26 protein-coding genes and 1 tRNA gene are annotated in these 26653 nt (G+C 65.8%); 11 read left to right on the top strand and 16 right to left on the bottom strand.

The window, feature by feature from the left end; translation table 11 throughout:
- The gene (locus DSM100685_RS06655; protein ID WP_152350573.1) at nucleotides 1-1065 is read right to left on the bottom strand and encodes a sensor histidine kinase; all 1065 of its coding nucleotides are present in this window, start codon (nucleotides 1063-1065) and stop codon (nucleotides 1-3) included.
- 11 nt (nucleotides 1066-1076) lie between these two features.
- Complete coding sequence (locus DSM100685_RS06650; protein ID WP_152350572.1) at nucleotides 1077-1745, bottom strand: response regulator transcription factor; 669 nt, start codon at nucleotides 1743-1745, stop codon at nucleotides 1077-1079.
- A gap of 148 nt (nucleotides 1746-1893) precedes the next feature.
- Here DSM100685_RS06650 and DSM100685_RS06645 point away from each other — a divergent pair, with 148 nt between their 5' ends.
- Nucleotides 1894-2949, top strand: coding sequence for an amidase domain-containing protein (locus DSM100685_RS06645; protein WP_152350571.1), 1056 nt, complete (start codon nucleotides 1894-1896; stop codon nucleotides 2947-2949).
- 70 nt (nucleotides 2950-3019) lie between these two features.
- Entirely contained in the window at nucleotides 3020-3697 is a 678-nt protein-coding gene (locus DSM100685_RS06640; protein ID WP_152350570.1) for a hypothetical protein, read from the top strand.
- Nucleotides 3698-3734: 37 nt separating this feature from the next.
- Here the strand turns inward: DSM100685_RS06640 and orn are convergent, their stop codons facing one another.
- Nucleotides 3735-4385 (bottom strand): oligoribonuclease, encoded by a 651-nt coding sequence (gene orn / locus DSM100685_RS06635; protein WP_152350569.1) that lies wholly within the window; start codon nucleotides 4383-4385, stop codon nucleotides 3735-3737.
- A 211-nt stretch (nucleotides 4386-4596) separates the two neighbouring features.
- Here orn and DSM100685_RS06630 point away from each other — a divergent pair, with 211 nt between their 5' ends.
- On the top strand, nucleotides 4597-6381 hold the full coding sequence (locus DSM100685_RS06630) for a glycoside hydrolase family 13 protein (protein ID WP_152350568.1): 1785 nt from the start codon (nucleotides 4597-4599) through the stop codon (nucleotides 6379-6381).
- A 1300-nt stretch (nucleotides 6382-7681) separates the two neighbouring features.
- Here the strand turns inward: DSM100685_RS06630 and guaB are convergent.
- The 3 genes from guaB to DSM100685_RS06615 all read right to left on the bottom strand — a co-directional run bounded on the left by guaB (nucleotide 7682) and on the right by DSM100685_RS06615 (nucleotide 11146).
- Nucleotides 7682-9229 carry an IMP dehydrogenase gene (gene guaB / locus DSM100685_RS06625; RefSeq protein ID WP_152350567.1) on the bottom strand — a complete coding sequence of 516 codons (1548 nt, stop codon included), beginning with the start codon at nucleotides 9227-9229 and terminating at the stop codon, nucleotides 7682-7684.
- Between the two features lie 100 nt (nucleotides 9230-9329).
- The gene (locus tag DSM100685_RS06620) at nucleotides 9330-10490 is read right to left on the bottom strand and encodes an MraY family glycosyltransferase (RefSeq protein ID WP_152350566.1); all 1161 of its coding nucleotides are present in this window, start codon (nucleotides 10488-10490) and stop codon (nucleotides 9330-9332) included.
- Nucleotides 10487-11146 carry an L-threonylcarbamoyladenylate synthase gene (locus DSM100685_RS06615; RefSeq protein WP_152350565.1) on the bottom strand — a complete coding sequence of 220 codons (660 nt, stop codon included), beginning with the start codon at nucleotides 11144-11146 and terminating at the stop codon, nucleotides 10487-10489. The genes DSM100685_RS06620 and DSM100685_RS06615 overlap by 4 nt, the downstream gene beginning before the upstream one ends.
- A 294-nt stretch (nucleotides 11147-11440) precedes the next feature.
- Between DSM100685_RS06615 and DSM100685_RS06610 the strand changes: the two genes are divergently transcribed.
- Both DSM100685_RS06610 and DSM100685_RS06605 read left to right on the top strand, forming a co-directional pair.
- Nucleotides 11441-12202, top strand: a complete 762-nt coding sequence (locus DSM100685_RS06610; protein ID WP_152350564.1) for a hypothetical protein — start codon at nucleotides 11441-11443, stop codon at nucleotides 12200-12202.
- A gap of 73 nt (nucleotides 12203-12275) precedes the next feature.
- A complete protein-coding gene (locus DSM100685_RS06605; RefSeq protein ID WP_152350563.1) occupies nucleotides 12276-12953 on the top strand; it encodes a sugar O-acetyltransferase in 678 nt (225 codons plus the stop codon).
- Nucleotides 12954-13189: 236 nt separating this feature from the next.
- On the opposite strand, the gene prmC is transcribed toward DSM100685_RS06605, so the two are convergent.
- The 4 genes from prmC to DSM100685_RS10745 all read right to left on the bottom strand — a co-directional run bounded on the left by prmC (nucleotide 13190) and on the right by DSM100685_RS10745 (nucleotide 16582).
- Entirely contained in the window at nucleotides 13190-14119 is a 930-nt protein-coding gene (prmC, locus tag DSM100685_RS06600) for a peptide chain release factor N(5)-glutamine methyltransferase (protein WP_152350562.1), read from the bottom strand.
- Between the two features lie 14 nt (nucleotides 14120-14133).
- Nucleotides 14134-15222, bottom strand: a complete 1089-nt coding sequence (gene prfA, locus DSM100685_RS06595; RefSeq protein WP_152350561.1) for a peptide chain release factor 1 — start codon at nucleotides 15220-15222, stop codon at nucleotides 14134-14136.
- A gap of 164 nt (nucleotides 15223-15386) precedes the next feature.
- Complete coding sequence (gene rpmE, locus DSM100685_RS06590; protein ID WP_152350560.1) at nucleotides 15387-15599, bottom strand: 50S ribosomal protein L31; 213 nt, start codon at nucleotides 15597-15599, stop codon at nucleotides 15387-15389.
- 140 nt (nucleotides 15600-15739) lie between these two features.
- The gene (locus DSM100685_RS10745) at nucleotides 15740-16582 is read right to left on the bottom strand and encodes a hypothetical protein (RefSeq protein ID WP_163201001.1); all 843 of its coding nucleotides are present in this window, start codon (nucleotides 16580-16582) and stop codon (nucleotides 15740-15742) included.
- Nucleotides 16583-16879: 297 nt separating this feature from the next.
- Here DSM100685_RS10745 and DSM100685_RS06580 point away from each other — a divergent pair.
- Nucleotides 16880-16953, top strand: a tRNA-Ile gene (locus DSM100685_RS06580).
- A 103-nt stretch (nucleotides 16954-17056) separates the two neighbouring features.
- On the opposite strand, the gene DSM100685_RS06575 is transcribed toward DSM100685_RS06580, so the two are convergent.
- Nucleotides 17057-17686 (bottom strand): ECF transporter S component, encoded by a 630-nt coding sequence (locus DSM100685_RS06575; RefSeq protein ID WP_152350559.1) that lies wholly within the window; start codon nucleotides 17684-17686, stop codon nucleotides 17057-17059.
- Nucleotides 17687-17909: 223 nt separating this feature from the next.
- Here DSM100685_RS06575 and hdhA point away from each other — a divergent pair, with 223 nt between their 5' ends.
- Complete coding sequence (gene hdhA / locus DSM100685_RS06570) at nucleotides 17910-18731, top strand: 7alpha-hydroxysteroid dehydrogenase (RefSeq protein WP_152350558.1); 822 nt, start codon at nucleotides 17910-17912, stop codon at nucleotides 18729-18731.
- A 90-nt stretch (nucleotides 18732-18821) separates the two neighbouring features.
- On the opposite strand, the gene DSM100685_RS06565 is transcribed toward hdhA, so the two are convergent.
- The 3 genes from DSM100685_RS06565 to DSM100685_RS06555 all read right to left on the bottom strand — a co-directional run bounded on the left by DSM100685_RS06565 (nucleotide 18822) and on the right by DSM100685_RS06555 (nucleotide 21761).
- On the bottom strand, nucleotides 18822-20126 hold the full coding sequence (locus DSM100685_RS06565) for a class I SAM-dependent methyltransferase (RefSeq protein WP_152350557.1): 1305 nt from the start codon (nucleotides 20124-20126) through the stop codon (nucleotides 18822-18824).
- A gap of 165 nt (nucleotides 20127-20291) precedes the next feature.
- Nucleotides 20292-21341 (bottom strand): 4-hydroxy-3-methylbut-2-enyl diphosphate reductase, encoded by a 1050-nt coding sequence (locus DSM100685_RS06560; RefSeq protein ID WP_239512682.1) that lies wholly within the window; start codon nucleotides 21339-21341, stop codon nucleotides 20292-20294.
- Nucleotides 21342-21461: 120 nt separating this feature from the next.
- Nucleotides 21462-21761, bottom strand: coding sequence for a hypothetical protein (locus DSM100685_RS06555; protein WP_152350556.1), 300 nt, complete (start codon nucleotides 21759-21761; stop codon nucleotides 21462-21464).
- A 210-nt stretch (nucleotides 21762-21971) separates the two neighbouring features.
- Between DSM100685_RS06555 and DSM100685_RS06550 the strand changes: the two genes are divergently transcribed.
- The gene (locus DSM100685_RS06550; RefSeq protein WP_152350555.1) at nucleotides 21972-22919 is read left to right on the top strand and encodes an aldose 1-epimerase family protein; all 948 of its coding nucleotides are present in this window, start codon (nucleotides 21972-21974) and stop codon (nucleotides 22917-22919) included.
- Nucleotides 22920-22986: 67 nt separating this feature from the next.
- Complete coding sequence (locus DSM100685_RS11205; RefSeq protein ID WP_003817083.1) at nucleotides 22987-23061, top strand: 50S ribosomal protein bL37; 75 nt, start codon at nucleotides 22987-22989, stop codon at nucleotides 23059-23061.
- A gap of 91 nt (nucleotides 23062-23152) precedes the next feature.
- Here DSM100685_RS11205 and DSM100685_RS06545 read toward each other — a convergent pair whose 3' ends face one another.
- Nucleotides 23153-23485, bottom strand: a complete 333-nt coding sequence (locus DSM100685_RS06545) for a hypothetical protein (RefSeq protein WP_239512681.1) — start codon at nucleotides 23483-23485, stop codon at nucleotides 23153-23155.
- The gene (locus tag DSM100685_RS06540; protein ID WP_152350588.1) at nucleotides 23482-24138 is read right to left on the bottom strand and encodes a sigma-70 family RNA polymerase sigma factor; all 657 of its coding nucleotides are present in this window, start codon (nucleotides 24136-24138) and stop codon (nucleotides 23482-23484) included. Before DSM100685_RS06540 ends, DSM100685_RS06545 begins: the two co-directional genes overlap by 4 nt.
- Nucleotides 24139-24187: 49 nt before the next feature.
- Between DSM100685_RS06540 and DSM100685_RS06535 the strand changes: the two genes are divergently transcribed.
- Nucleotides 24188-24952: an exonuclease domain-containing protein gene (locus tag DSM100685_RS06535; RefSeq protein WP_152350554.1), complete on the top strand. Its 765-nt coding sequence runs from the start codon at nucleotides 24188-24190 to the stop codon at nucleotides 24950-24952.
- 115 nt (nucleotides 24953-25067) lie between these two features.
- Nucleotides 25068-26636 carry a UDP-N-acetylmuramoyl-L-alanyl-D-glutamate--2,6-diaminopimelate ligase gene (locus tag DSM100685_RS06530; protein ID WP_152350553.1) on the top strand — a complete coding sequence of 523 codons (1569 nt, stop codon included), beginning with the start codon at nucleotides 25068-25070 and terminating at the stop codon, nucleotides 26634-26636.
- Nucleotides 26637-26653 lie beyond the last annotated feature (17 nt).

Here is a 26653-nt window from a genome sequence, read left to right as displayed (position 1 = left end):
TTATACGCAGCAGTCGCGCTGGCGGCCGGCTCCGCGGCGATGCGCCTGAAGCGGGATGCGCGCCCGCAGGTGCCACCATTCCGGCGATTGGTCGATGTCCAACGATCCTCCAAGGTCGGCGCAGACACTTCGGTAATAGGGCAGGCCCGTGCGCTTGCCGCCGGTCCGAAAGGCCGACTCGCCGGCTTCGCTCCCTTCCGTCGTCGGCCGGGCACGGGGGACGTCGCTCAGTTCGATGATCACGTCGCCGCCGCATTCGGCGATGGAGCAATAGTAGCCGCCGTCCGGATCAGCATGCTTGGCGATGTTGCCGAACAGCTCGACGAGCAGCGCGTACACCGTGGCGCGCACCTGCCGCGAGGCCCGGTCCAGACAATGCTCGGGGAACAGGACGACGCCTCGGAACCCCAGAGAGGCCAGCAGCCGCTCCCGTTCGGCGACCATGCCGCGCAGCCGCGTTTCCGTGACCGTCCATGGGTTCCATGCGGCCGGCGACGGAGGGGCATCCAGCACCGTGCCGTCGGTGTCCTCATCAAGGCACTGCATGATGCGCCGGACCGTTCCCAGAGTCTCGTCCAAGACGCGGCGGCTCTCAGCGATCTCGTTCCGGTCAAGCAGCATCATCGCGCAGGACATGGCATTGCACACCTGATCATGAAGTTGGACGACGGTGGACTGCCGTACGGCACGCTCGCGCAGCGCACGTCGCAGCATCGCGTTGCCGACCATCGCCCGACACAGCGCGCCCGCCATCCATGCGAGGCCGTACGCCGCGACCACCGGACCGAACGACGGCAGCATGCTGAGGGACAATCCGCCGCCGTACAACGCGATCATCAAGCAATGGGCGGTGGCGGCCACCGCCGCGGCCATCAGCGATTCCACCACGGAGCTCATCGCCATGACGACAAGCACCAGCATGGACAGCAGTTGAAGGCCATATGGCGTGGAAGAAGCGATCACTGTCACGCATGCGTCGATCATGATCACGCTCCAGCCGGCAACCGACACGGCCAGTTTGGCGCCCGACGACGCTACCGCCGGATGCGAATGCGGCCCGCTCATGTTCCCACCTCTCATATCAGATGATCGCGGAGGCAGATCCGTACGGCCTCCACGCGGGTATGGACGCCCAATTTGGCCATGACGTGATGCGCATGGACCAGAACGGTTGAAGGAACGATATGATGCTGCCGCGCTATTTCGCGCGTCGAAAAACCCTCATGATACGCGCGCATCACAGCCAGTTCCATGGATGACAACGCCGTCATTTCCATGCCTGCATCATCCGCATCGGCCCGCTCGGCAACAAGAAGATCATGAGCTTCGATAGCGGAACGAAAGGGACAGGAAGCCTTTCCATGCGCGACCGCGCGTATCGTATCTGCAATCTCCACAATAGTTCTGTCTTTTGAGATTATGGCCTGCGCTCCACTGTAGACCGCACGATCGGCGAAAGACCCCACCGCATATGCCGTGATACAGACCACTCCGATAGTTTGATTGTTCCGGCGAATCTCACGGCATACATCAAGCCCGCTGATTCCCTCTAGCATGATGTCTATCAACACCACATCAGGCTGTTTGCCGTCACTTTGAAAACAACATCGTAATCCTTCGACAGCGGTGGTCGCCGCCCATAACACCCGGAAGTCTCCACAGCGCCTCAGCATGTAGCGAAGCACCGAAACGGTCATACGGTCATTCTCGATAATTCCCAGATCTATCATCACCACCTCCACCATAATATCCCTCGAATCCGAGGTCTACCCACAAAATAAGTATAACTTATATAACAATCTATATAAATGAAATATGTAGATAGATTGCATAAACATCGACACACACTACAATCACAATTGAGACCAAAGAAGTTCACAAGAAAGAGGAATTATGTTCACCAAAGCAAAAGCGGCATTGACTGCATTAACAGTGATGTTGTATTGCGTTCTCATTACTCCAACAACCAGTTATGCAGACTCCCTGCCAGATAATACTCTCTGCACATCAACAACCTTACATCATTTGAACAATATAACAACAACCAACACAATCAGAATATACGGTAAAGAAAACCCTTTGTACTGCACTTTTGAAAATCAGGATCAAGCATTTAATAATGCATATAAAAAATGGCGTAATGAATTTAATACAATTCAGCAATACGCATCACTACAACCAGCATCAGTTACAAATTGGAAAGAATATCAGACGATAGTTTATTCATACTCAGGCAACAATATTGACAGCACAATTATTGCAGAAATGAGGGCATTCTTTGATATTTTCGAAAACAAATACATCAATGAAGAAATAACGACATCCATCGGGAAACTCAGTTACAACACAACAAAACATGTACCCGATTTGACGCACATCATTGAGATGATGCCATACGATGCACCATTAGCTATGGCAATGACATCCACATATAATACAACATCATTACCCAACACTTCTGCGGCAATTAGTTACGCGAAGCAATATGCTTGGAAAGGCAATCCAGCATATTGGAATTTTGGGAATAACGATTGCACCAATTTCGCTTCTCAAATTCTAGAGGCCAGCGGCGTCCGACAAGAAGTCTACGATAGCGAACAACAGGGATGGTGGCACAAAAAGAACTGGCTAGGATTCCATACTCATTCCGTCTCATGGGTCAACGCACACACATTTTCCCGCTATATGGGGATTGGATACTGGGCGCGTGACCATGCAGCTTTTACGACTAACATCGCTGCGGGAGACTTCATAGGAGCTGATTTTGGCAATGACAACTCTGTAGACCACATCGGGTTTGTCACTGCTACAGGAGGATGGACCAATGGATATATTGACTACCTCGTAGCTCAGCATTCACATAATTACGAGCTATGGGCCAGTCACTCGGGGAACGATTGGGATAACATCTCCAATAACGGAGGCAGTCTGGCTCGGATTCGCCGTTAATTAACGCGCAGAATGTGGGTGTGCATCATCATATCGATGATGCACACCCACGCATGACAGAAGGAGCGACATGCGCCAACATCTTCTGACTATCAGAAAAGGCGTCATAGCAACGTTCATCCTGCTCTTCGCATTCGGCGCCGACATGGCGTTGGCGGTCGGAAGGGGCACCCCCATTCTCGCATGGCGCAGCACGACCGTCACGGCGGAGGGGCTGACCGTATCCAAGGCGACCAGCCTGCTGTACTCGACCATCACGGTCGAGGACGGCGACACAAACTCGCTGCGGGACGTCTCGTATTTGTTCGAGCCGCGCACCGGCGAGGACGATGCGGTCGCCATGTTCCGCAGCGCTCTGGCCGGCGCCCAGCGACTGGCGTGGGGGAATGTGGAAAGCGACCCGTATTACAACGTCACCTATCCGAATTCCCACGAGGAGGCGCGCATCATCGTCGCCGACTGCACGCGCGCGACGTCCGGGCACCCGGCGTATGCATACGGATTCCTCAATGAGGCGTCCGTGGACGCGGAGGGCTTCATCGGGGGCGGGTCCAACAGCGAAACCCGGTGGTCCTTCGCCGAGGACCTGCGATCCGCCTCAATCGAGACGCCGCGGGACGGGGCTACGTATCACGACGACTATCATCGCCTGTTCGACGCGTACCACGACTTCCTGCTGCGCACCTACGCCGAGTCGCGCAACGACGCCCAATGGAACGACATCGGGCGGCCGCGGCCGGCCTCGTGACGATCACCGGTCTCGGGACCGGCCGGCGGATGGCTGCTCACTTGCTGAGCAGGCTGGTGGCCTTGATCTCCTTGGCGATGGCCTTGGATTCGGCCGCGTCCGGGCCGGGTTCGGGGGCCATGAACGCCTTGCGATAGTAGCGCAGCTCGTCGAGGGACTCGATGATGTCCGCGAGCGCGCGGTGGCCACCGTGCTTGGGCGGGCGGTTGAGGTACACGTCCGGGTACCAGCGGCGGGCGAGCTCCTTGAGGGTGCTCACGTCGATGGTGCGGTAGTGCAGGTTGGCCATGAGATCGGGCATGTAGTGGTCGAGGAACTTCTTGTCCGAGCCGATGGTGTTGCCGGCGAGCAGGGGCTTGACGCCGTCCGGGGTGAAGCGCTTGACGTACTCGACCACCTTGGCCTGCGCCTGATCGAGCGTGAGCCCGTGCTCCCACTCCTTGATGAGGCCGGAACGGGTGTGCATGGCGCGCACGAAGTCGTTCATGTGAGCCACGGCCGCGTCGGACGGCTTGATGACGTAGTCCACGCCCTCGTCGAGCACGTTGAGCTCGAAGTCGGTGGGCACGACGGACACCTCGACGAGCTCGTCGCCGCCGAAGATGTCGAGTCCGGTCATCTCGCAGTCGATCCAGATGAGGCGCGATTCCTTCGCGCCGTAGGTTTCCGCGTCGTGGCTGTCAACCATCGCAAGCCGCCTTTCCGTATGCGTTTTCCTTGGGGAACGTTACAGGCTATATCCGACCGCCGACCTGCGCCCGTCGCATGGCAAAAGTTGCATATCCGCGCGTGTAAGGGGCTGAATCGGGGCCGTATGCGCCCGAATATGCAACTTCTGCCACGAACTTGCGCGCGAAGGACGGATAATCGAAGGTACGGCACGACTTCAGGAGGCCCATATGACGAACGATGCGAACAACGGCGAGCACAACGCGGCGAGCGATCCGGCGCTGTGGTGGCGGCAGGCGGTGGTCTATCAGGTGTATCCGCGCAGCTTCAAGGACACCACCGGATCCGGGATCGGCGACCTCAACGGCGTGACCGAGCAGATCCCGTACCTGAAGAGGCTCGGCGTGGACGCGATCTGGCTGTCCCCGTTCTACCCGAGCGAGCTGGCGGACGGTGGCTACGACGTGGCCGACTACCGCGACGTGGACCCGAAGCTCGGCACCATGGGCGACTTCAGCCGGCTCACGGACACCGCGCACGCCGCCGGCATCAAGGTGGTGGTGGACATCGTGCCCAACCACAGCTCGCACCTGCACCCGTGGTTCCAGGCGGCGCTCAAGGCCGGCCCGGGCTCGCCGGAACGCGCGCGCTACATCTTCCGCGACGGCAAGGGCCCGAACGGCGACGAGCCGCCCACCAAGTGGGTGAACCACTTCGGCGGACCGGCGTGGACGCGCGTGCCGGACGGCCAGTGGTACCTGCACATGTTCACCAAGGAGCAGCCCGACTTCAACTGGGACAACCGCGAGGTGCGCGACGACTTTCTCAGGACTCTGCGCTTCTGGTGCGACCACGGCGTGGACGGCTTCCGCATCGACGTGGCGCAGGCCCTCGCCAAGGACCTCGACCGCGATGATCTGGACGATTACGGCGTGATGAGCACCAACGACATGCCCGCCGACGGCTCGCACCCGGTGCTCGACCGCAACGAGGTGCACGAGATCTACCACGAGTGGCGACGCGAGGTGTTCAACAAGTACGATCCGCCGCGCTTCGCCGTGGCCGAGGCGTGGGTGCGCCCGGAGCGCCAGTACCTGTACGCCTCGCCGGACGATCTGGGGCAGATCTTCAACTTCGAGTTCGCCAAGGCCGACTGGACGTTCGACGCCATGCACGCGGCGATCGCGGAGGGTCTGGCCTGCGCCGAGCGCTCCGGGTCCACATCCACGTGGGTGATGAGCAACCACGACGTGCACCGCCACGCGAGCCGCTACGCGCTGCCGCAGGTGCCGACCGCCGAGTACCACCAGATCTCCGCCGACTGGGCGCTGAGGATGGGCCGCACGTACTTCGAGAACCGCCCGCTCGGCACCAAGCGCGCCAAGGCTGCCCTCATGCTCGAAATGGCGCTGCCCGGCTCGGCGTACGTGTATCAGGGCGAGGAACTGGGCCTGTTCGAGGTGCCGGACATCCCGTGGGACCGTCTCGAGGACCCGTGGCCGCTGAGGAGCGACCATGAGGAGTCCACCAAGGGGCGCGACGGATGCCGCGTGCCACTGCCGTGGATCGGCTCGGACGCGCCCACGCTGGAGAAGCCCACCGACCAGTTCGGCACGCGCGGATCGTTCGGGTTCTCCCCCTCCGGCGCCACGACCGAACCGCATCTGCCGCAGCCCAAGTGGTTCAAGGACTTCGCCGTGGACGTGGAGGACCGCGACGCCGACTCGATGCTCAACTTCTACCGTCGTGTGCTGGCTCTGCGCCACGAACTGCAGACCGTGGACACGAGCTGCGCGTGGCTCGCCGAGGACGCACCAAGCGGCGCACGCGACGGCGCCGACGGCCAGCCGGGCGGCGTGATCGCCTATCGGCGCGCGAACGGCTGGGCGAACCTCACGAACTTCGGCGCCACGCCGGCCGCCCTTCCCGCTGGCGAGGTGCTGCTCGCATCCGGCCCACTCACCGACGACGGCAAGCTGCCTCAGGACACTTCCGTGTGGCTGCGTCTGGCGTAGGGCCCGTAAATGACCCGTGAATCCGGACTTGCGGCACAGTCCGGCTCGCCGGCTTGCCCGACCGCGCTCCGACCGCCCGATCTGCGGTGCCGACCAGTTTGCGGGACGATCGAAGCGCCAACCGGCTCGCGGGACCGGCCAAACTCCGGTACCGACCGAAGCGGCAACCGGTTTTGCAAGACTGGCGATTTTGCAAGACTGGACGGTTTCGCGAGGCTGCTGGTTTTACGAGGCTAGTCGATCTGTGATGGCGATCAGCCCACAATAGCGATCAGTCTGTGAGGCTGGCCGTCCTTCAGGACTGACTGGCCTTCAGGACTGGCAGGGCTGAGAAACCGACCGGAACGGAACCAACTTAATTACTGAAGCGCCAAATCATCGGAAGCGGCCGAACCGGCGGAAGCCTTCGGACGGCCGAATCCCGCGCAGGACCATGGACGTTGCAAAGTGGCTGGTGACAGCGTGGGTCCAATGTGCCCACGCTGTCACCAGCCACTGCAAACATCATCGGCTTCCCACGGCCCGAGCCCGGCCGGATTCCCCTTCCATCCGGCTCTTTCCGCCCATGCGCATCGCATCCCCGTCCGGCACCTTCCTGCCCGGCGCTTTTCACTCCGTCCGGCATCTTCCCGTCTGTCACCTTACCTATCCGGGCGCATCACATCCCCGTCTCGCACTCTCCTCCCGTCCGGCGTCTCCCCGTCCGGCGTCTCCCCGTCCGGCATCTTCACGTCCGGCACTCAATCCGCTCAATTTGCAGGAGCCAACGCAAGGATTGAGTAATTCCAGTCCGCTGAGGACTCATTGACGCCGCTGGCGCACTGGATGCGCTCAATCCACGGCGCGAGAGACGCAAAGTGAGCGAATCCAGTCCGCTGGAGCCTCGTTCCCGCCTCGCACGCACTGGGTTTGCTCAATCCGTCGCGTATGGGGCGCAAAATGAGCGGATTCAGTGCCGGAGATCATCAGGTGCAAGAGACCATGGGCGCCCAAAACCTATCGGCAAACATATCGGCTATCGGCAAACGTACAGGCAAACATGAAGGTGACGGCAAACATATCGGTGCCGAAAGCCTGTGCGCGCCGGCATCAGTGCAAAAGGAGCATCGGCGCAGAGGAACATGGGGACATTGGAGTCGGAAACGCGCCGAGGAAGCAAAATGCCGGGAGCCAAGCAGGCCGGATGGCCGGATGGATCGGGATACGGCAAGGGCCCCTCCGCACTCGGCGAAAGGGCCCTGGCGCCATGCGGCATGCGGCCAGCTCGATTCATGGTTCAGATCAAGCCGGCCGACGCCGATCAGTTGTTGTGGAAGCCGGAGTAGTTCGGGGCTTCGGCGGTCATCACGATGTCGTGCGGGTGGGACTCGCGCAGGCCGGCGTCCGTGATGCGGATGAAGCGGCCCTTCTCGGACATCTCGGCGATGTTGTGTGCACCGATGTAGAACATCGACTGGTGCAGGCCGCCGAGCATCTGGTAGAGCACGGCGTTGAGCGGGCCGCGGTACGGCACCTCGCCCTCGACGCCCTCCGGCACGACCTTGTCGTTGGAGGTGACGTCGGCCTGGAAGTAGCGGTCCTTGGAGTAGGACTTCTTGCCGCGCGGGGCCATGGCGCCCAGGGAGCCCATGCCGCGGTACAGCTTGTACTGCTTGCCGTGCAGGAGCACCTTCTCGCCCGGGGCCTCCTCGCAGCCGGCGAGCGTGCCGCCGAGCATGACCGAGGACGCGCCGGCCACGAGGGCCTTGGCGATGTCGCCGGAGTAGTGGATGCCACCGTCGGCGATGCACGGCACGCCGGCGGCCTTGCAGGCCTGGGCGGCGTCGTACACGGCGGTGAGCTGCGGGACGCCGACGCCGGCGACCACGCGGGTGGTGCAGATGGAGCCGGGGCCGATGCCGACCTTCACGGCGTCCGCGCCCGCGTCGATCATGGCCTGGGCGCCGGAGCGGGTGCCCACGTTGCCGCCGATGATCTGCACGCCGTCGAACGCGGAGTCGTGCTTGAGACGGGAGATCATGTCGAGCGCCAGACGGGCCTCGCCGTTCGCGGTATCGACCACGAGCACGTCCACGCCGGCCTCCATGAGGGCGGAGGCGCGCTGCCAGGCGTCGCCGAGGAAACCGACGCCGGCGGCCACGCGCAGGCGGCCCTGCTCGTCCTTGGTGGCGTCCGGGTACTGCTCGGTCTTGACGAAGTCCTTCACGGTGATCAGGCCGGTCAGGTGGCCCTCGGCGTCCACCAGCGGCAGCTTCTCGACCTTGTGCTGGGCGAGCAGGCGGTGGGCGTCGTCCTTGGAAATGTTGGACGGGCCGGTGATGAGGTTGTCCTTGGTCATCACGTCCTTGACCTTGAGGTGGTCGTAGTCCTCGGACGCGATGAAGCGCATGTCGCGGTTGGTGATGATGCCGACGAGCTTGTTGTCGTTGTCCACGACCGGCAGACCGGAGATGTGGAAGCGGCCGCACAGCTTGTCGAGCTCGGCGAGGGTGACCTCGGGGTGCACGGTCAGCGGGTCCGTGATCATGCCGGACTCGGAGCGCTTGACCACGTCCACCTGGGAGGCCTGATCGTCGATGGACAGGTTGCGGTGGAGCACGCCGATGCCGCCGTTGCGGGCCATGGCGATGGCCATCTCCGCCTCGGTCACCGTGTCCATGGCCGCGGACAGGACCGGGGCCTTCATGGTGATCTTGCGGGTCAGATGGGTGGTGGTGTCCACCTCGGAGGGAATGACGTCCGTTTCGTTCGGAAGCAGCAGCACATCGTCGTACGCGAGGCCGAGCTTGGCGAAAATCGGGGGAAGCGGGTTGAATGCGGACTGTTCTTCTGAATTGAAAGTAGCCATGGGTTCACTATATGCGCGGTGTCTGACGTTTCGCCCGGCGCTGCGATACCATCCGCGTTTCCTTACGGAGAGACCCGTGACGAGACCCGCGGCCCGCCCGTCAGCGCCTGCCGTGGCGGGTGTGCTCGGCTCCGCGCCGGGCCTCGCGGTACTCGCGGTTCTCCTCGCGGATCTCCGGCAGGCGGTGCTTCATGTACGGGTACATGGTGGCCACGGTGAGCACCACGGTGGCCACGGCCATGCCGATCGCCACGTGGAACGGCTGGAAGAACAGCACGCTGAGCGATCCGAACGCGATCAGCGCCGCCCAGCCCCACAGGATCGAGACGGCACCGCGCACGCCGTGCCCGATGCCGAGCATGCGGTGGTGCAGGTGCATGCGGTCCGGGTGCATGGGCGACTGGCCGTGGCTCAGGCGGCGCACGATCGCCAGGCACATGTCCAGCACCGGCAGGAACAGCACGAGCACCGGCAGCAGGATCGGCATGAACACGGGCAGGTACACGCTGGTGTGCACGCTCATCGGGTCGAGGCGGCCGGTCATCACGATCGACGCGCAGGTGATGAGGTAGCCGAGCAGCATGGACCCGGAGTCGCCCATGAACAGCTTGGCCGGGTGCCAGTTGTGCAGGATGAAGCCCACGCAGATGCCCACGAGCGCCACGTCGATGAGTGTGGCCATGGACGCGTAGGACGGCGACGTGCGCGCGAGGATGTACGAGTAGATCGCGAACGCCACGCCGCCGATCGCCACGATGCCCGAGGCCAGCCCGTCCAGGCCGTCCACGAAGTTCACCGCGTTGATGGACGCCACGATGAGGATGGCGGTGATGGCCATCGACAGGCTCGGCGAGGCGGCCACGAGGGAGCCGAGCGGCAGCGAGATGATCTGCACGCCGCCCCACGAGACGAACACGGAGATGAGCAGCTGGCCGGCGAGCTTGAGCATCCAGTCGAGGTCCCACACGTCGTCCGCCACGCCGAGCAGGGAGACGAGCGCGGCGCCGATCATGATCACCCACGCCGTGGTGTCCTCGCGGAACAGGCCGGAGATGAACGGGATGCGGCTGGCGAACAGCATGGCCACGACGAAGCCGATGAGCATGGCCACGCCGCCCATGCGCGGGGTGGGGATCTTGTGCACGTCGCGCGCGCGGACCTCGCCCACGGCGCCGATCTCGATGGCCATGTGCCGCACGATGGGGGTGACGAGCCAGGTGACGCCGCCCGCGATCGCGGCGATGAGCAGGTAGACCCTCATGCGCCCAGACCTCCCCCGTTGACGGTCAGGGCCCGGCGGATCGCCGTCTGCGGGATCACGCCCTCGCGCAGGATGGCGACGCCGTCGCGTCCGTGCGGGTCGGCGGCCACCACCGTGCTGGAGACGTGCCCCGGAGTGGAGCCGCCGTCCAAGTACAGCGCAACCTCGTCGCCGAATGCGGCCACGGCCTCCTCGACGCTCTGCGCGGACTCCTCGCCGGAGCGGTTCGCGCTCGACGCGGCGATCGGGCCTGTGGCGCGCAGGATCTCCAGGCACAGCGCCGAATTCGGCACGCGGACGCCCTGCGTGCGCCCGCCCTGGGCCGTCTCGCGCACGGTCTTCAGCGCGCAGTCCTCACGCGCGACGGCGATCGGCGAGAACGCGCCCGGCAGGAACGCGGCGGCCAGACGGTTGAGCGGCGCGGGCAGCTCGAGCCCGAGCGCGTCCAGATCGTCCACGGAGGCCATGAGCACCTGCAGCGCCTTGAAGCGCGGGCGGCGCTTGAGCGCGTAGATGCGGTCGATCGCCGCGGCGTTGCGCGGGTCGCACGTCACGCCGTACACGGTGTCCGTGGGGATGACGACCAGTTTGCCCCGCCGCAGCAGCTCGGCCGCAAGGGCGCATGACTCCTCGTTCACTTGCCGCACGTCGCTCATCGTTTCCTCGACTCTCCATCCCCGCCGACCTTCGGCGCAACGCAACAACGTCAATACTGTAGACACTGTACCTTGTACCCATTGTGCCTCACACCCGGGCGCGTGGAACGTGCGGAGCGCATATTTTCGGGTTACGGGTGGATTTTCCGCCGATCGGCGGGCGTCGTCCGATCCGCACTCGGGCGCCCGCAACCCGAAAAATACGCCCGGCCACGGCGGTGCTCGCGACGGATCCGGACGCGCACGGACTACACTGGGCCGCGAAGTCGTTGAACGTTGACGCGAAAAGAGGCAATGATGGGGTTCCTCGACGGGTTGAAGTCGCTGTTCGCAGGCCATGGTTCGGCCGGCGCGGTGAAGATCGGCGGGCCGCTCACGGTGGCGGACGCCAAGAAGGCGCTGTCCCGCGTGGTGGTGCAGCAGCCGCTGCTGTCCATGCGCCCGGTTGCGGAGGCGATGAAGGATCTGCAGGAGCGGACGCCGGCGTTCGTGACCTACGCGATGGACCACTACTTCAACTCCCCCAAGCTCGTGCGCTTCCAGAATTCCGGCGGCCGCCAGCTCGACGTGGACGCGATCGCCTCGCTGCACGCCCAGCCCGGACCGCTGGCCGACGAGGTGGCCATTCAGCATCTGCTCGACGACATCGACGACCGGCGCGGGCATGCGAGCGCCGACGCGGAGATCGGGCACATCGACGTGACGCCCGTGGCGCGCAAGACCGCCGAGGTGCTGAACGCGGCCGCGGACTCCCCGGAGGCACGGCACTGGCTGTACGCGCTGCTCGACCAGATCGCCACGATCGACGAGGTGACCGGCGGCGATCTCGCGCCTCTGGCCGATGCGCTCTCCCCCGCGCTCGGCACGGCCATCGAGGCGTCCACGGCCGGCATCCGCGCCGCGCTGGTGGATGCGCTGGGCATCGGAAGCGGCAACGACGACGGCCTGCGCGCGGCCCTGCTGGACCCCGCGGCCACGACCGACGCCTACATGAAGGCCGTGAAGATTCTGGAAAGCCACGGCATCGAGGTGCCCGGGAGCGTGGAGCTGGCGTAACCGGCGGATTTTCGGTTCACACGATTCGGCCCGGTTCATCCCGTGAACCGGAAAGCGGATAGAATGGCCGACTATGACCGAAAACACCACTTCCGGCAACGCCCTGCCACCCGTCGAGCTGCGTTTCCCGCGCAAATCCGAACGCGAGGAGATGCTCGCCGGCAAACTGTACGACGTGTCCGACCCCGAACTCGTGACCCTGCGGGAGCGGGCCGGAGACCTGTGCGCGCGATTCAACGCGCTGTCCCGCACCGACCACGCCGGCCGCATGGCCGTGCTGGACGAGCTGCTGCCCGGCCACGGCGAGGATCTGGACGTGATGGGACCGGTGTTCTTCGACTACGGGTGCCACACCACGATCGGCGACCGCGTGTTCGCGAACTTCAACTTCACCGTGCTCGACTGCGCGCCCGTCACCATCGGCGACGACGTGCTCTTCGGGCCGAACGTGTCTTTGCTGCCGCCCATGCACCCGCTGCGCTGGCAGGACCGCAACGTGCGCCGCCGCGCCGACGGGTCCGCCTACGACTACGAGTACGGCCGTCCGATCGTCATCGGCTCGAACTGCTGGTTCGGCGGCAACGTGACCGTGCTCGGCGGCGTGACGATCGGCGAGGGCTGCGTGATCGGCGCCGGGGCCGTGGTCACGCACGACATTCCGCCGCACACCGTGGCCGTGGGCAACCCCGCCCACGTGCTGCGCGGGATCACCGACGCCGACGCCTCCGCGCTGCAGGAGTACGCGCGGTAACGCGTCAAACGGCGCATGGACGTCTGCGCCCTGTCCGCAACCGGCATCCCGCTTTCGGACAGGGCGCGGGCACTCCCCGTCCAGTCACAGGCAAACCCTTGGAATAAAGCCGTTTCTCAGGAGCTTGGACTGGGAGCGGGCGCTCCCGGTCCGATTACCCGCGCCCGGTCCGGGCATGTGCGCTGGGTCGCGGCGCCAAGCCGGCCGGAAGGCGGGTTCGTCCGCGAATCCGCCGGCTAGGCTTTCTCTGCCACCAAGTAGCGCGGCCGGCCGGTGTAGTCGAGCTTCGTGACGGCATGCGCGAACCCGGCCGCCTGCGCGTAGGCGGCGAGCCGGTCGCCCTGCGAGACGTCGTGCTCCATGACGAACAGGCCGCCGCTCCGGAGCAGCGCGAACGCGCGCCGGACGATCCGCTCGGGGATGAGCAGCCCGTCCGCGGAACCGCCGTAGAGCGCCAGCGCCGGGTCGTGGTCGCGCACCTCGGGCTGGTCCGGCACCTCGGACTCCGGCACGTAGGGCGGGTTGGACAGCACCAGATCGACCGTGCCGTCGAGCGGGGCGAGCGTGGACCGGCTGGTGGCGTCGCCGAGTTCGAGATGGTAGTTGTAGCCCACCTGCGGGTTCATGCGCGCCGCATGTTCGAGGTTGCGGCGGGTCCATGCCGCGGTGCGCTCGGACAGTTCCACGGCCCAGACCTCGGCGCCGGGCACCTCGCTCGCCACCGCGAGACCGATCGCGCCGGAACCCGCGCACAAATCCACCACGCGCGGCGAGTAGAGACGCCCCTGCCGGTTGATCCAGTCGATGCCCTCCTGCACCACCAGCTCGGTCTCCGGCCTCGGGATGAACACGCCGGGGCCGACTTCGAGGTCGAGGTAGCGGAAGGGCGCGTGCCCGGTGATGTGCTGCAGCGGCTCGCGGTTCGCGCGGCGGGAGACCATCGCGTCGAATTCCGGCGGCACTGAGACCGCGTCCCCCATGAGCATGGCCTTGTCCACGTCCCGCAGTTCAAGTCCGAGCGCGTGGGCGAGCAGCAGCTTGGCGTCGTGCACCGGGGTGTCCACGCCGGCGTCCGCAAGACGGGCGGCGGCGGCGCGGATCACGTCGGGGACGGGAACCGCCGCCTCGGGCGCATCATCGGGCGCGCCGGTCGCGGGTCGGTTCACTTCGGCCCGCCCGCTCACTGCTGGTTGGCGAGGCGGTCGGCCTCGTCGGCCTGGATGTCCGAGTCGATGACGGCCTGCAGGTCGCCGTCGAGCACGGCGTCGAGGTTGTACGCCTTGTAGTTGGTGCGGTGGTCGACGATGCGGTTCTCCGGGAAGTTGTACGTGCGGATGCGCTCGGAGCGGTCGAGCGAACGGACCTGCGAGTGGCGCATGTCCGCGGCCTCGGCGGCCTCCTGCTCGTGCTTCATGGCGAGCAGGCGGGACTTGAGCACGCGCAGGGCGGCGGCGCGGTTCTGGATCTGCGACTTCTCGTCCTGCATGTTCACGGTGATGCCGGTGGGGATGTGCGTCATGCGCACGGCGGAGTACGTGGTGTTCACGGACTGGCCGCCGGGTCCGGAGCTCATGAAGATGTCGATCTTGAGGTCCTTCGGATCGATTTCGATCTCGTCGTCGTCCTCGTCGGCCTCGGGGAACACGATCACGCCGGCCGCGGACGTCTGGATGCGGCCCTGCGACTCGGTGACGGGGATGCGCTGCACGCGGTGCACGCCGCCCTCGTACTTGAGCGACGCCCACACGCCGTCCTCCGGCGCGGGCGTGCCCTTGGCGCGGATGGCCATCTGCACGTCCTTGATGCCGCCGAGCTCGGTGGTGTTCTCCGACTGCACGGTGACGGTCCAGCCGCGCTTCTCGGCGTAACGGGTGTACATGCGCATGAGGTCGCCGGCGAACAGCGCGGCCTCCTCGCCGCCGGTGCCGGCCTTGATCTCCATGATCGTGTCGCGCGCGTCGTCCGGGTCGCGCGGGATGAGCGCGGTCCTGAGCTTTTCGGTCACGGCCGGCAGCTCGGCTTCGAGCCGCTTGGCCTCCTCGGCGAACTCCGGGTCCTCGCCGGCCATCTCGCGGGCGGCCTCGAGGTCGTCGCGCACGGTCAGGTACGACTGGTACGCGCCCACGATCGCGCCCAGCTCGGCGTGGCGGCGGCCCAGCTTGCGCAGCTTGTCCGGATTGGACACGATCTCCGGGTCGGCCATCTGCTGCTCGATGGACCGGTACTCCTCCAGCGCGGTCCGTGCCGCGGGGAACTGTTCGTCTGCCATGTGCGCCTTGGTTTCCTTACACGCGTTTGAAATGAGCCATGAATGTGAGCCATGGGGTTTGCGATGAGCCATGGACCGGACCGCGCGATTGGACCGCGCGATCCGCCTTTGGATATGAAAACGCCAGCCGGCGCAGGGTATGCGGGGGCTGGCGCTGAAGTATGCTACTTGGTCTTCTTGCCGTAGCGCTTCTCGAAACGAGCCACGCGACCACCGGTGTCGAGGATCTTCTGCTTGCCGGTGTAGAACGGATGGCACTGGGAGCACACGTCAACGAACATGTGGTCTTCCTTGCCGGCCGTGCGGGTCACGAAAGTGTTGCCGCAAGAGCAAGTCACCTCAACGGGGTGGTAATCGGGATGGATACCCTGCTTCATGTTGTCTCCTATGGAATTCGGGCGACCCGGGTCGTTCGCCCCTGTGGCGGACGTGAACCGGAACCTATGGGATTATACGCCGATGCGCGGATCGACGCGACACGCCGGACATGGCGGGCATGGCGTGCCTCCGGCACCGGCTACTGGAACTTCAGGAAGTCCACGAAGGCGAGCGGCCATTCGGTGCCCAGCGTCACGTTGCCGAAGCCGAAGACCGCGTCCGCCGGCAGCCCCTTGGCCGTCCACGTCCCGGACTTGCCTAGGTCGAGGCCGACGGCCCTGTGCTCGGCGGAGGGGACGAGGTCGTCCGCGTACACCACGGCGTCGCCGAACGCGTTGATTTGCTCGTCGCTCAGCGCCGCGGACAGGTCGTTGACGGCGTTGCGCTGCAGCAGCTCGGCGAACATGTCGCGGGAGGCGGCGAGCGCGTTGATCTCGCCGGCCGCCATGCGCGCGGACAGCTTGGCGGAATCGTCGAGGTACGAGTTGCCGAGCAGCGAGGAGCTGCCCACGCCGGTCATGTCGCCGGAACCACCGGCATCGGCGGAACCGTCCGGGGACGAGGCCGACGCGGACGGGGATGCCGAAACCGATTCGTCCGCGTTCACCCGGGACGTGATGGTGAACGGGTCGACGGCGAAGACGCGCTCGTCCTCGTCGGCGTGGGCCGCGGCGAAGTCCCGGCGCAGATCCTCGAGCTGGTCGCTGTACTCCGACAGGCCGAAAGTCGCCACGGTGAGCTTGGCCGACGGCGGGCGGGTCGCGTAGAACACCACGAGCGAGATCACCAGGGCGACCACAGCCACGATCGCGATCGTGGCGATGAGGAAGTGCTGCACGAAGAACGGCAGCTTCTCGTTGTTCGGCAGTTCCCGCAGCGTCTTCCATTTCGACTGCTTCGCGTACTCATTGGTGCGCGCCAGATCGGCGACCGCCGCCCGCTGCTCGTCCGACAGCCCGCTTTCGATGCTCTTGTTGTCCATTCACGCTCCTCGTTCGCCCTGTTTCCGGTCGCAAACCACGTAGTACATCACCTAAGTACGTGCGGCGGACCACATACGCCGACTTACTGGGCGTACCTTACCACCCGCATCTGCGGGCATGCCGATTTCTGACCTCGTCGAACGGGAAACAATGGCATTCCGGTCCGCCGACCTGACGTGATTCCGCCGTTTCGCCCGGCCGCACGCACGCCGCCACCCGGCCTGTTGGGTCAGAAATCGGCCGCGGCGTCCACGGCTTTGCTAGACTGGACCAGTTGGCCGTGTCTTCGGCCGCATGGGGCGGTAGCTCAGTCGGTTAGAGCATGCGACTCATAATCGCCCGGTCCAGGGTTCAAGCCCCTGCCGCCCCACCGAAAAGCCCTTGGAACCGCAGTGATTCCAAGGGCTTTCGCGTATGTTCGGGTCGGCTCTCCCGGCCAGGCCACCGATCCGGCCTGCGGTCCGGCCAGTCGATCAGTCCACGTGGCCGCGCACGGAGCGCCCGGAGGCGAAGCGGTCCAGCGCGCCCGTCGCGGCGATGGCGCGGAACAGGTACCAGCTGAAGACGCCGGCGATCACCACGCCGCCGATGACTTCGCAGATCATGTGGATGGTGCCGCGCGGGCTGAACAGCGAGACGGCCTGATAGCGGAAGAACAGCAGGTAGAAGCCGTATTCGAGGGCCACGAGCGCGCCGGCGAGCATGGTGAGCGGCAGGTTGAACCTGCGGTAGCGCGTGACCATGAACGGCAGTTCGGCGAACAGGCCCTGCAGCGCGGCGGAGACGAACACGAAGCCGAACGAGAACTGGTTGCCGATGAGCATCTGCACGGCCACGCCCACGATGTTCACGTAGATCGCGGCGGCGGGCTTGCGGATCACCACCACGCCCAGCGTGCCGGAGAAGTACCACACCGCGTGGGTGAGGCTGATCAGGCCGGGCAGAATGGCGGCCATGAGCGGGGACAGCCATGCGTACATGAAGTCGAAGCCCCATTGGATGATGCCGCATCCGGCGCCCAGAGCGGCCCCGACGGCGATGTCCGCGGTGTCCCAGCGCAGCGACGGACGAATGGATGATGATGCGGATGTGGTTGTTGACATGGAAGCTCCTTGCAATCCCCCAAAGCCGCGCACGGTGATGACGCCGCACGGCGATCGAAGCGCCGCGCAACGGACGCCCCTTGACCTGCGCGGCACGGGCGGGAGCGCCACGAGCCATGGTAGCAGCATCCGGTTATGCCACTATGTGGCACGGCGGGGCGCGAATGCGGGATCCGGATAGACTGGGACGCGATTCGGTCCGCACGAATGTCAAAGGAGCATCATGACCGGAAGACTCAACGACAAGGTCGTCATCGTCACCGCCGCCACGCGGGGCATCGGACTCGCCGTCACGGCCGCCGCCGCCAGGGAGGGCGCCACCGTGTATCTGGGCGCGCGCAACATGGAGCGCGCCGAGGCCCGCGCCGCGGAGATCAACGCCGACGAAACCGTCAAGGCGAACGGCGGCGTGGTCAAAACCGTGTACAACGACGCCACGAAGGACGAGACCTACACGGAGATGGTCGAGGCGGTGGCCGCGACGGAGGGACGCATCGACGGGCTCGTCAACAACTTCGGCACGTCCGACCCGCGCAAGGACCTCGACATCGAGCACACGTCGGTGGACACGTTCGTCGACACCGTGACCATCAACCTCAAGAGCGTGTTCATCACCTCGCAGGCGGCCATCCGCCACATGCCGCAGACAGGCGGCAGCATCGTGAACATCTCGTCGATCGGCGGCGAGGTGCCGGACATCTCGCAGATCGCGTACGGCACGTCCAAGGCGGCGATCGAGCATCTCACGAAGGACATCGCCGTGCAGGTGGCGCGCAGGAACATCCGCTGCAACGCCGTGCTGCCGGGCATGACCGCCACCGACGCCGTGCGGGACGCGCTCAACGACACGTTCCGCGACATGTTCCTGAAGAGCACGCCGATCCGCCGCATGGCCCTGCCGGAGGAGATCGCCGCCGCCGTGGTGTACTTCCTCGCGGACGAGTCGGCGTTCACGACCGGCCAGTGCCTCGCGGTCGCCGGCGGCTTCGGGCTCGCTACCCCGGTGTTCGGCGACCTTCAGGCCCTCGCCACGGCCCGCGGCTGATCGGGGTTCTTGCGAAACGGCGTCTCCGGGAGAGGCCATCGCCCTTCCCGAAGACGCCGTTCGCGGATGCGCCGGCGCGGCGCTACGAGTTCACGCCCTCCACCACGGGCGCAGCGGATACCACTTGCCGTCGGGATGCCCCACGCGGTCGGGCTTGACGGCGAGGAACTGGTGGATCTGGATGCCGTCGAGTTCGAAGTTCAGCGCGCAGGCGGCCATGTACAGGCCCCACACCTTGGCGCGCTCGAAGCCGACCTGACGCACCGCGTCGGCCCAGTGCGCGTCGAGGTTCTCGCACCAGTGGTGCAGGGTGAGCGCGTAGTGCTGGCGCAGGTTCTCCTGATGCACCACGTTGAAGCCGGCGTCGTGGATGCACGACTCGATGAAGCCGGGCGCGCCCAGATCGCCGTCGGGGAAGATGTAGCGGTCGAGGAACTCGTCCTGACCGGGACGGCCGTCCGGCTTGTCGTGGCTGATGGTGATCTGGTGGTTGAGCAGGCGTCCCATGGGCTTCAGGAGCCGGAACATCTCCTCGAAGTAGCTCTGGTAGTTCTTCACGCCCACGTGCTCCATCATGCCGATCGAGCAGATGCCGTCGAAGTCGTGCTCGGGCACTTCGCGGTAGTCCTGCACGCGCACCTCGGCGAGGTCCTGCAGCCCCTCGCGGCGGATCCACTCGTTGGCCCACTCGGCCTGCTCCTTCGAGAGGGTCACGCCGAGGGCGCGGATGCCGCGGCGGGCGGCGGTGACGACCATGGAACCCCAGCCGCAGCCGATGTCGAGCAGGCGCTCGCCGGGCTTGAGGCCCAGCTTGTCGAGGATGAGACGCAGCTTGTTCGCCTGCGCGTCCTCGAGGCTCATGGACTCGTCCTCGAACACCGCGCAGGTGTACGTCATGGAGGGGCCGAGGAAATCGGCGTAGAACTCGTTGGACATGTCGTAGTGGAAGCTCACGGTTTCCGAGTCGGCCCTCTCGCTGTGCGGCAGCAGGCCTCGCTTGATGCGCGCGAACTTGCTCGGGCCCTCGGTCTGCGGCACGTCCGGGGTGCGCCAGCCGTGGCTCAGCACCGCGGCGACGAGCCGGGCCGCGTCCACCGCGGACGGGCGGCGCACGTAGCGGGCCAGCGAGAACAGGCCGCGCAGCACGGGATACGGATTGGCGTAGCTGATGCCGTCCACGTCGATGTCGCCGAGCACGTACGCGCGCACGACGCCGATCTCGTTGGGGTGGGCGAGCAGCTGGTAGATGGCGCGCGAGCTGGTGACCCGCACATGCAGGCGCGCGGTTTGCGGGCCGAAGTGCGACCCGTCGAATGCGTCGACGCGCAGAGGCGTGTCGGGAGCGAGGAACAGGGCGACCATTTCGCCCACGGTCATCGACTTGCCATTGGCCATGGCAGACCCCCTTATCAGAGACGTTCATCAAAAATGTGATCGTTCCGCAAAGGCAGTTTACTCCTGTGCCGACGCGTGTCGCGCGACACCTCCGCCGCGCGATGTCGGCGGCCGAGCCGCCAAACGGGAAGCGAACGAGCTTCCCGCAGGCGAGGGGAGCGCCCCTTACCGGGCGCGACGATTGCCAGTCGCACGAAGTTCGGCAGGCAATACGAAATGCATGTTCTCCTTGATGGTCTCCACGGCGTGCATGCCGGTGTACCCCATGTGCTGCAGCGCCTCGACCACGCCGCCCACCAGTTCGTCCGGCACCGAGGCCCCGGAGGAAACGCCCACCGCCCGGACGCCGTCGAACCACGCCGGGTCGAGGTCGCCGGCGTCATCCACGCGGTGCGCCCTGCCGCGGCCGCCGAGTCCCTCCTGCGCCACCTCGACGAGCCGCACGGAATTCGACGAGTTCGCCGAGCCCACGATCACCACGCAGTCGGACTGTTCGGCCACGAGCTTGACGGCGGCCTGGCGGTTCGACGTGGCGTAGCAGATGTCCGAGCTCGGCGGCATGGCCATCCACGGGAACTTGGCCTTGAGCGCGGCGATCGTGTCCGCCGTCTCGTCCACGCTCAGCGTGGTCTGGCTCAGCAGCACGAGCTTGACGTCCGGGGAGAATTCGAGGCCGTCCACGTCCGACGCGTGCTCGATCAGATGCACGTGCTCGGGCGACTCCCCCACCACGCCGACCGCCTCGTCGTGCCCGCGGTGGCCGATGTAGATGATCTCGTAGCCTTCCTTCACGAAGCGCAGCACCTCGCGGTGCACCTTGCTCACCAGCGGGCACGTGGCGTCCACGATGTGCATGCCGCGCGCCGCGGCCTCGGCCTTGACCGTCGGCGACACACCGTGCGCGGAGAACACCACCGGGATGCCCGCGGCCACGGCCTCGTCGGGGATCTCGTCCAGCTCCTGCACGAACACCGCGCCCTGACGCGAGAGGTCCTCCACCACATGCTTGTTGTGCACGATCTGCCGGCGCACGTACACCGGCGGCAGGTCCGTCGGGCGGGCCACGGCGCGGTCCGCGGCGCTATGCCCCGCGGCCTTGAGGATCGTCTGCACGGTGAGGATGGCCCGGTCCACGCCGGCGCAGAACCCCCTCGGGTCCGCCAATACGATGCGCTTGCCGCCCGCGCTCATGCCATCCGTGGCCGTGTCCGTCATGCCGCCGCCTTTCCCGCGTCGTCCCATACCTCCGTATGGAATCCCTGTTCGGATTCCCAGTATGGCACGACGGCATGGCAGGGCGCCGGCGAACGCTTTCGGCCGGAGGAACGAGCCCCGTCAGGCCCGCGGCGGCTGCAACGGCTGCTGCGGACCCGGCTGCGGCTGCTGGGCGGGCTCGTCGTCCGCGCCCTCCTCGATCTTCCTGCGGTTGTACAGGTACTGCCCCACCCACGTCGCGATGAGGATCAGGCCGAACACGATGCCCGGCACCACGCTGCCGTACTCGTTGGCCGTGTAGAAGGGCGCGACGATGCACAGGATGATGCAGATCGGCAGCATCACCCATGTGCGGCGCTGCTTGCCCCTGTAGTTCATCGACCAATAGATCAGTGACTTGTCCTTTTTCCTGCCGGCCATATCGCCCATCCCCTTTGTCTGATGCGGACCGCCTGCGCCTTCAGTCTACCGCCGGGCGCGCATCGCCGGCAATCCCCCGCCGCGCCGTCCGCCCGGTCGACGCCGCCGACGCAGGACGGGCTGCGCGGCGGGACCGAAGGCCGCGGTAAGGTAGTGAGCGGTAACAATCGCATCTAGCAATCGCATCGTTGCACCATGGGAGTGATCAGCATGACGACTCAGCGCGCCGCCCGCTACGGCAAGCAATTCACCATCACCCACGGCGACTACTCCGCCGTGATCTGCGAGCTCGGGGCCACGTTCCGCAAGGTCCAGTACCAAGGCAAGGACATCGTGGTGCCCTTCGACGAGAACATGCAGCAGTCGAACACCTGCCAGGGCTTCGTGCTCGTGCCGTACCCGAACCGCATCAAGGGCGGCGAGTACGACTTCGAGGGCGCGCACTACGAGCTGCCGATCGACGAGCACGCCCGCAACACCGCGCTGCACGGCTTCGGCTACCGCTACTACTGGACGCTGGAGGAGCTCACCGAGTCGAGCGTCACCCTGTCCTGGCGCGTGCCGAACATCAACAGCTACCCGTTCGACCTGACCGTGACCGTCACCTACACCCTCACCGACGCCGGTCTGGAGATCAGGGTCAACGCCGCCAACAACGGCGACGTGGACGCCCCGTGGGGCTTCGGCATCCACCCGTACATCGCCAACGGCGGCCACGCGTACGGCGCCGCGGTGACGGCGGACAACGACCGCTGCCGCCTGCACCTCAAGGCCCGCACGCACCTGACCGTGGACGAGAACCTCGTGCCCACCGGCGAGGAGCCGGCCACCGGCGTGTACGACCTGACGGACAACCCGCTGCTCAAGGGCCGCAACTTCGACGACGGCTGGACCGACGTGGAGCGCGAGGCCGACGGCAGCGCCGTGGCCACGTTCACCCGCATCGACGGCATGAAGGTGGCGGTGACCGGCGACGAGACGATCAACGGCTGGCAGATCTTCACCGCCGACGTGATGCCCGACGACCAGCATCCGGCCGGCGTGGCGATCGAGCCGATGACCTGCAACGCCAACGCCTTCAACACGGGCAAGCACCTCATTGTGATCAAGCCCGGCGAATCCGCCTCCACCGCCGTGCGCATCGGCGTGGTCGACTGATTTGCCCAAATCCACCCCATGTGAGATAATCCCGTAGGCTTATTCATACTTAGCAAAGGAGTCCATCATGGGCATGCGCGGACGCAAGCGCAAGGATCGTCGCAAGAAGGCCGCCAACCACGGCAAGAGGCCGAACGCCTGATCCTTGGCCGTATCCACGGCAGGAAAGCGAAAACCCGCATCGATCGCAAGAGATCGGATGCGGGTTTTTCTTTACCTGCGCCCGGCGCGGCCTACTCGCGGCAGCACCGGTCGAGCACGGCGCTGAGCTTGTCCATGAGGCATTCGGGCGCCTGATCGGGTCTGAGGTAGGCCCGCAGCGCGGCGATCATCGCCTTCTCCCCCTTGTCGCAGCTCGATTCCACGTCAAAGCAGTCGCATCCGCAGTCCGCGGCGGCCGCGTTCGCATCCGCGTCCCGCGCGACGGAACCGCGCACCTCGGTCATGCGGATTTCCGTGCGCGTCACGCCGTCGCCGCTGACGGACGTGGTGCGCGTCACGGACACGTGCGTGCGGCAACAGCCGGACGGCGCGTCGGACGACATGGTCCCATGCTCCTCGCTCATGCCTGCTCCTTTCCCTTGCGCTTCCCATTATCGCCGTTTCCGCGCGGTTCGGCGGATTCACCCTTGGGCGTATTTCCCTTCGCATCCCCGTCGGGCAGATACCCGCGTGCGGCCGCGTAGGAGGCGAGCTCCCGCTTGAGCTGCGTGCGCGCGCGGTTGAGCCGGCTCATCACCGTGCCGATCTTCACGTGCTGCTCGTCCGCCACCTGCTGGTACGACTTGCCGTCGATCGCCGCGTCGATGAACACCTGCCGGCGCTCGGGGCTGAGCTTGTTGAGCGCGGCGAGGATCTCCTCGGGCGCGAACGCGTCCAGATACTCGTCCTCCGCGGAGCGCAGGCCCTCCGGCGAGTGCTCGGCCGCGTCGTAGATGTCCCAGTCGTCGTATTCGCCGGTCTCGTCGTTGGCGCGCTGCGGGCGGCGCTTCGCCTTGGCGTACTGGTTGAAGTAGGCGTTGCGCTCGATCGTGGTCATCCACGCCTCGAAGTTGCTGCCCTCCTTGAACGTGTCGAAGGCCTTGAAGGCGCGCTCGAACGTGTCCTGCACCAAGTCCTGCGCGTCGTCGGGATCGTTGGTCAGCCGCATGGCCTGACGGTAGAGCGCGTCCACGGCCGGCATGGCGAGGGCCTCGAACCGGCGTCGTTTGTCTTCCATGCTTTCAGTCACAGCACGTATTCTAGCCGACTGGCTATGGTGGGGGCTTATGAACGACGAGCTTCTTTCCGCCATCGAGTCGGTTGGCGAACAGCATCCGGACACCACGCTGGCGGATTCCTGGCTTTTGGGATTCGACACCGAGACGACCGGCATCGCCGCCGGGCGCGACGCGATCGTGTCGGCCACGCTGGTGCTGCGCGACCCCGCCAAGGGGCACGCCGGCGACGTGATCGCCTCGTGGATCGTCAACCCGCACCGGCCCATGAACCCGCGGGCGAGCGAGGTCAACGGCTTCACCGACGAGTTTCTGGCGGAGCACGGCGAGGAGCCGACCGTGGCCGTGGAGGCGATCGCCGCGCTCATCGCGGCCGCGCAGGCCCGCCGCATCCCGCTGCTGGCCTACAACGCGCCGTTCGACGTGCACATGCTCGAAGGCGACCTGAAGCGCTGGAAGCTCGATTCGCTGGACGAGCGGCAGGCCGCCGCCGGCGTGGCCCCGCAGCAGCTGCTCGTGGTGGACCCGCTGGTGATCGACCGCAAGGTGTCCCGCCGCAAGGGCAAGCGCACGCTCACGGACACCACGTTCTACTACGGCGTGGAGCCGCACGGCGACTTCCACGACGCCACGGCGGACACCATCGCCGCGGTGGACCTCATCGCGCCCATGGCCACGCTCTACCCGCAGGTGGGGCATCTGGCGCTGGGCGACCTCATGGCGTGGCAGCACGCCGCCTACGCCGACTGGCGGGACTCGTTCAACGAGTGGCTCTCCTCCCGCGGCCGCACCCCGGTGCGCGGCGACTGGCTGTGACGGGCGCGCCGGCCACGGCGGGCGCGGGGCGGACGGCCAGCCCGCGGCGGCTTACGGCTTACCATTGAATCTGGAACGCATGCGGCGCGCGGCAGGCGCGCAGGAAAGGACGAACATGGCACTGACTCTGGCTTCGGCGGCCGCGCTGCTGGGCAAGCACCATCTGCTGCGGGAGATCATCCGCGGGGACGTGTGGACGCTGGACCCCAACCGTCTCGGGGACGCGGCCGACGCCCCGGTGACGGACGTCACGTACGACACCCGCACGGTGTCCGAGGGCTCGCTGCTGTTCTGCAAGGGCAATTTCAAGGCGGAATACCTCGACGGCGTGGACGAGAAGGGTCTGGCCGTCTACGTGGCCGAAACCGACTTCTCCTCCGCCACGAAGGCCCCCGGGCTCATCGTGGACGACGTGCGCCGCGCCATGAGCCTGCTGTCCGCCGAGTTCTTCGGCCGCCCGCAGGACGAGCTGACCGTGGTGGGCATCACCGGCACCAAGGGCAAGACGACCACCGCCTACTTCACGCAGGCCATCCTCAACGCCGCGTCCGACGGCAAAGCCGCGCTGTTCTCCTCGGTGGACAACTGCCTCGACGGGCGCACCTACGCCGAATCCGACCTCACCACGCCGGAGTCGCTCGACGCGTTCCGCATGATGCGCACGGCCGCGGACAACGGCATGAAGTACCTCGTCATGGAGGTCTCCTCGCAGGCGTACAAGGTGGACCGCGTGTACGGCCTCACGTTCGACGTGGGCGCGTTCCTCAACATCTCCCCCGACCACATCAGCCCGATCGAGCACCCCTCGTTCGAGGACTACCTCGACTGCAAGCGCCAGATCACGTACAACAGCCGCAAGCTCGTGCTGGGCGCCGACTGCGCGCACGCCGACCTGATCCGCGAGGACGCCGCCGCCGCGGGCGTGCCGGTCGCCACGTTCGCGCTGCACAACGACGGGCGCGGCGTCGGCACCCCGGCCGACACGGTCGCCTGGCCCGCCGACGCCGCGCACGCCCAGTACCGCCTCGCCTCGGACGGTGTGGAACTGGGCGACTTCCGCCTGTCCATGGACGGCGACTTCAACTACGCCAACGCGGCGGCCGCCGTCACCATCGCGCATGCCGCCGGCGTGGAACTGGACGACGCGAAGGCCCTGCACGCGCTGGAGGCGGTCACCGTCGCCGGACGCATGGAGCGCTTCGAGGACCCGCAGTCGAACACCGTCGCCATCGTCGACTACGCGCACAACTTCGCGTCCGTCACCGCGCTCATCGACTTCGTCTACGAGCGCTACGGGGACAGGGACCCGCGCATCACGCTGGTCACCGGATCCGCCGGCGACAAGGCCTTCGACCGCCGCAAGGAGATCGTCGAGGCGGCCGAGCACCGCATCGCGAACTTCGTGTTCACCGCCGAGGACACGAACACCGAGCCGTTCATCGACATCTGCATGGAGATGCAGGGCTACATCACGGACCCGAACGTGGCGTCCACGGTCATCTCCGACCGCTCCACCGCCATCACCAACGCCGTGTACGACGCCCGCGCGCACGCCGACCACTTCAACGTGCTGCTGCTCATCGGCAAGGGCAACGAGCGCTGGATCAAGGACCGCAACCGCCACGTGCCGTACGAGGGCGACGACCGCGTCGTCGAGCGCCTGTTCGGGCTGAACCAGAAGTGAAAGTGACAAAGGAACCA

This window comes from Bifidobacterium avesanii (genome assembly GCF_009299475.1).
GTDB classification, from domain to species: Bacteria; Actinomycetota; Actinomycetes; order Actinomycetales; family Bifidobacteriaceae; genus Bifidobacterium; species Bifidobacterium avesanii.
Note: the sequence above shows the minus strand (reverse complement) of the source record. Positions and strands in the feature narration are given on the sequence as shown.

What these genes read in the sequence shown, in the direction of transcription:
- DSM100685_RS06655 (WP_152350573.1), bottom strand. Translation starts at nt 1,065, where the DNA reads ATGAGCGGGCCGCATTCGCATCCGGCGGTAGCGTCGTCGGGCGCCAAA.
- DSM100685_RS06650 (WP_152350572.1), bottom strand. Translation starts at nt 1,745, where the DNA reads ATGGTGGAGGTGGTGATGATAGATCTGGGAATTATCGAGAATGACCGT.
- DSM100685_RS06645 (WP_152350571.1), top strand. Translation starts at nt 1,894, where the DNA reads ATGTTCACCAAAGCAAAAGCGGCATTGACTGCATTAACAGTGATGTTG.
- DSM100685_RS06640 (WP_152350570.1), top strand. Translation starts at nt 3,020, where the DNA reads ATGCGCCAACATCTTCTGACTATCAGAAAAGGCGTCATAGCAACGTTC.
- orn (WP_152350569.1), bottom strand. Translation starts at nt 4,385, where the DNA reads ATGGTTGACAGCCACGACGCGGAAACCTACGGCGCGAAGGAATCGCGC.
- DSM100685_RS06630 (WP_152350568.1), top strand. Translation starts at nt 4,597, where the DNA reads ATGACGAACGATGCGAACAACGGCGAGCACAACGCGGCGAGCGATCCG.
- guaB (WP_152350567.1), bottom strand. Translation starts at nt 9,229, where the DNA reads ATGGCTACTTTCAATTCAGAAGAACAGTCCGCATTCAACCCGCTTCCC.
- DSM100685_RS06620 (WP_152350566.1), bottom strand. Translation starts at nt 10,490, where the DNA reads ATGAGGGTCTACCTGCTCATCGCCGCGATCGCGGGCGGCGTCACCTGG.
- DSM100685_RS06615 (WP_152350565.1), bottom strand. Translation starts at nt 11,146, where the DNA reads ATGAGCGACGTGCGGCAAGTGAACGAGGAGTCATGCGCCCTTGCGGCC.
- DSM100685_RS06610 (WP_152350564.1), top strand. Translation starts at nt 11,441, where the DNA reads ATGATGGGGTTCCTCGACGGGTTGAAGTCGCTGTTCGCAGGCCATGGT.
- DSM100685_RS06605 (WP_152350563.1), top strand. Translation starts at nt 12,276, where the DNA reads ATGACCGAAAACACCACTTCCGGCAACGCCCTGCCACCCGTCGAGCTG.
- prfA (WP_152350561.1), bottom strand. Translation starts at nt 15,222, where the DNA reads ATGGCAGACGAACAGTTCCCCGCGGCACGGACCGCGCTGGAGGAGTAC.
- rpmE (WP_152350560.1), bottom strand. Translation starts at nt 15,599, where the DNA reads ATGAAGCAGGGTATCCATCCCGATTACCACCCCGTTGAGGTGACTTGC.
- DSM100685_RS10745 (WP_163201001.1), bottom strand. Translation starts at nt 16,582, where the DNA reads ATGGACAACAAGAGCATCGAAAGCGGGCTGTCGGACGAGCAGCGGGCG.
- DSM100685_RS06575 (WP_152350559.1), bottom strand. Translation starts at nt 17,686, where the DNA reads ATGTCAACAACCACATCCGCATCATCATCCATTCGTCCGTCGCTGCGC.
- hdhA (WP_152350558.1), top strand. Translation starts at nt 17,910, where the DNA reads ATGACCGGAAGACTCAACGACAAGGTCGTCATCGTCACCGCCGCCACG.
- DSM100685_RS06565 (WP_152350557.1), bottom strand. Translation starts at nt 20,126, where the DNA reads ATGGCCAATGGCAAGTCGATGACCGTGGGCGAAATGGTCGCCCTGTTC.
- DSM100685_RS06560 (WP_239512682.1), bottom strand. Translation starts at nt 21,341, where the DNA reads ATGACGGACACGGCCACGGATGGCATGAGCGCGGGCGGCAAGCGCATC.
- DSM100685_RS06555 (WP_152350556.1), bottom strand. Translation starts at nt 21,761, where the DNA reads ATGGCCGGCAGGAAAAAGGACAAGTCACTGATCTATTGGTCGATGAAC.
- DSM100685_RS06550 (WP_152350555.1), top strand. Translation starts at nt 21,972, where the DNA reads ATGACGACTCAGCGCGCCGCCCGCTACGGCAAGCAATTCACCATCACC.
- DSM100685_RS06545 (WP_239512681.1), bottom strand. Translation starts at nt 23,485, where the DNA reads ATGAGCGAGGAGCATGGGACCATGTCGTCCGACGCGCCGTCCGGCTGT.
- DSM100685_RS06540 (WP_152350588.1), bottom strand. Translation starts at nt 24,138, where the DNA reads ATGGAAGACAAACGACGCCGGTTCGAGGCCCTCGCCATGCCGGCCGTG.
- DSM100685_RS06535 (WP_152350554.1), top strand. Translation starts at nt 24,188, where the DNA reads ATGAACGACGAGCTTCTTTCCGCCATCGAGTCGGTTGGCGAACAGCAT.
- DSM100685_RS06530 (WP_152350553.1), top strand. Translation starts at nt 25,068, where the DNA reads ATGGCACTGACTCTGGCTTCGGCGGCCGCGCTGCTGGGCAAGCACCAT.